The following is a 2,424-nucleotide window of genomic DNA, read 5'->3' as shown; positions in this document are numbered from 1 at the left end:
TGGTGACGGGCGCGCCGGCGGCGAAGGCACGGCCGAGCAGACTGCCGCCGACCGGCACGACCAGCCCGCGGTGCGCCTCAGCCTGCGCGCCGATCGCGACCTCGACCGTGAGGGAGCCGGTGTCCGGCATCGGCACCGCCACCTCGGCGAGGGCCGCGCCGCTGATCTCCCGGGCGCGCTCGGCGATCAGCTGCAGCGCCTCGGCGCGCCCGCTGCCGGACATCAGGACGTGGGTGATCTCGGCGTTGGCCTGCAGCCATCGTTCGCGCAGCCGCGACTCCTCGTACAGGCGGGCGTTGTCGATGGCGACACCCGCGGCGACGGCCAGGGTGGCCAGCACCGACTCGTCCTCCTCGTCGAACGGTCCGCCGCCGCGTTTCTCGGTGAGGTACAGGTTGCCGAAGACGTGCTCGCGCACCCGGATGGGGACGCCGAGGAAGGTGTTCATCGGCGGGTGGTGGGCGGGGAAGCCGTACGACGCGGGGTGCTCGGAGAGCTTGGCGAGGCGCAGCGGCTCGGGGTGGCGGATCAGCTCGCCGAGGATGCCGTGGCCCTCCGGATAGTGCCCGATGCGGGCGATGCCGGCCTCGCTGATGCCGACGGTGTGGAACGCGGACAGGTGGGTGCCGTCCGGGCCGATCACGCCGAGCGCCGCGTACTCGGCGTCCACCAGGACGGCCGCGGCGTCGACGATGCTGTGCAGGACGTGTTCCAGGTCGAGTTCGCGGCCCACCGCGAGCACGGCCTCCAGCAGGCTGTGCACGCGGTCGCGGGTGCCGCGGGCCGCGTCGATGCGGGCCTGCAGCTCCTGAAGCAGCTCGTCGAGGCGGAGCTGCGGCAGCCGTACCCGGGCCTCGTCCCGGTCCCGCTCGGAGCGTGCCACTGGTGGTCCTCCGTTCGCTCGCCTGCCGGCTGTCACGGTAGCGGGACGAGCCGGGCGCGTCCCGTCGGCCGGGGCACGCGTCAGGGGCCCGGCCGGTGGCGCCGGTCCCGGGCCTCGGTGGCGATCACCGCGGCCTGGACCCGGCGCTCCACACCGAGCTTGGCCAGCAGGCGGGAGATGTGGTTCTTCACCGTCTTCTCGGCCAGGTACAGCCGCTGCCCGATCTGCCGGTTGGTCAGCCCCTCGCCGACCAGGTCGAGGATCTCCCGCTCCCGCTCGGTCAGTCCGGGCAGTGCGTCCCGCTGCTCGCTGGGCTGCTGCTCCTGGCGCGGCCGGGCCATGAGCCGGGTGGTGGCCCTCGGGTCGAGCAGGGACTGGCCCGCGGCGACCGTCCGCACGGCCGTGACCAGGTCCGAGCCCTTGATCTGTTTCCGTACGTAGCCCGCGGCGCCCGCCATGATCGAGTCCAGCAGCGCCTCCTCGTCGAAGGAGGTCAGCATCAGACAAGCCAGCTCGGGCATGGTCGAGCGCAGCTCGCGGCAGACGCTCACGCCGTCGCCGTCGGGCAGCCGTACGTCGAGCACGGCGACATCGGGGCGCAGCGCGGGGACGCGCGCCAGCGCCTGCTCGGTCGTGCCGGCCTCGCCGACCACGCTGATGTCCGGCTCGTCGTCCAGCAGATCGTGGACTCCGCGTCGTACGACCTCGTGGTCGTCCAGCAGGAAGACCCGGACGGCCCGGTCGCCGCCCGGCTGCCCATCCGCCATCTGTGTCTCTCCTCGCCCTCGGCCCGGCCCCCTGTCGTGATGCTGCTCGATCCGGGGCCGGACGGCCAGGGCCGATCGGCCCTGCTCCTGGCCGGGTGCCCCGGGTACGCCGGGACCATCGGCCTTACGGGACGACTGGTGGCGGGGGGACACTGGAGGCAGGAGCGGCACCGATCCCCCGCGGTGCCGCTCCGTCGTGTGCCGGGGTTCAGACCTCCAGTTCGGCCTCGATACGGCGCAGCTGGTGGCGGGCCATCGCCAGGTTGGCGCGGCCGGCGTCCAGCACGAGGTACAGGAACAGGCCGTTGCCGCCGCGCCCCTTGAGCAGCCTGATCAGGTGGTACTGGCTGCTGAGGGTGATCAGGATGTCCTCGATCTCCTCCTTGATGCCGAGGTGCTCCATGGTGCGCAGCTTGGACCGCACCACATCGGTGTTGCCGGCCGCGGCGACCTCCAGGTTGAAGTCCTTGCCGCCGCCGAGCGTGCCGAGGGCCATGCCGCTGGTGTAGTCCACGAGCGCGGCGGCCGTGGCGCCGTCGATGGAGGCGAGGCATTCCTTGAGCGAGGTCTCGGTGTTGGCCATGGGTGGTGTCCTTTCCATCGGAATCGGTGGTGCGGCCGGTCCCCCGCCTGGTGCGGGGGCTCGATCCGTGGGAGAAAGCCGGGGGTCAGGCGCCGGGCTGGGGCCGGGGCGTCTGCGGGGGCCGCTGGGGGGTGCGCACGGGCAGGGTGCCGATGCGGCGGGCCGGGTCCGGGGGCGGCGCCACGTGCTGT

Annotated in this window: 3 protein-coding genes; all 3 read right to left on the bottom strand. The window is 73.2% G+C overall.

What is annotated here, in order from left to right; translation table 11 throughout:
- The coding region (locus N4P33_RS34620) for a GAF domain-containing protein (protein WP_260830878.1) at window positions 1-883 on the bottom strand (883 nt) is incomplete at its 3' end.
- An 80-nt stretch (window positions 884-963) separates the two neighbouring features.
- Window positions 964-1,650: a response regulator transcription factor gene (locus N4P33_RS34615; protein ID WP_260830877.1), complete on the bottom strand. Its 687-nt coding sequence runs from the start codon at window positions 1,648-1,650 to the stop codon at window positions 964-966.
- A gap of 208 nt (window positions 1,651-1,858) precedes the next feature.
- Window positions 1,859-2,233, bottom strand: coding sequence for a hypothetical protein (locus N4P33_RS34610; protein ID WP_260830876.1), 375 nt, complete (start codon window positions 2,231-2,233; stop codon window positions 1,859-1,861).
- Window positions 2,234-2,424: the final 191 nt, after the last annotated feature.

The sequence above is a fragment of the Streptomyces sp. 15-116A genome (assembly GCF_025290915.1).
In the GTDB taxonomy this organism is placed as follows: domain Bacteria; phylum Actinomycetota; class Actinomycetes; order Streptomycetales; family Streptomycetaceae; genus Streptomyces.
The sequence above is the reverse complement of the archived record's forward strand: the minus strand, read 5'-3'. Positions and strand labels throughout refer to the sequence as shown.

Coding starts and splice junctions, on each gene's coding strand:
- N4P33_RS34615 (WP_260830877.1), bottom strand. CDS start 1,650: ATGGCGGATGGGCAGCCGGGCGGCGACCGGGCCGTCCGGGTCTTCCTG.
- N4P33_RS34610 (WP_260830876.1), bottom strand. CDS start 2,233: ATGGCCAACACCGAGACCTCGCTCAAGGAATGCCTCGCCTCCATCGAC.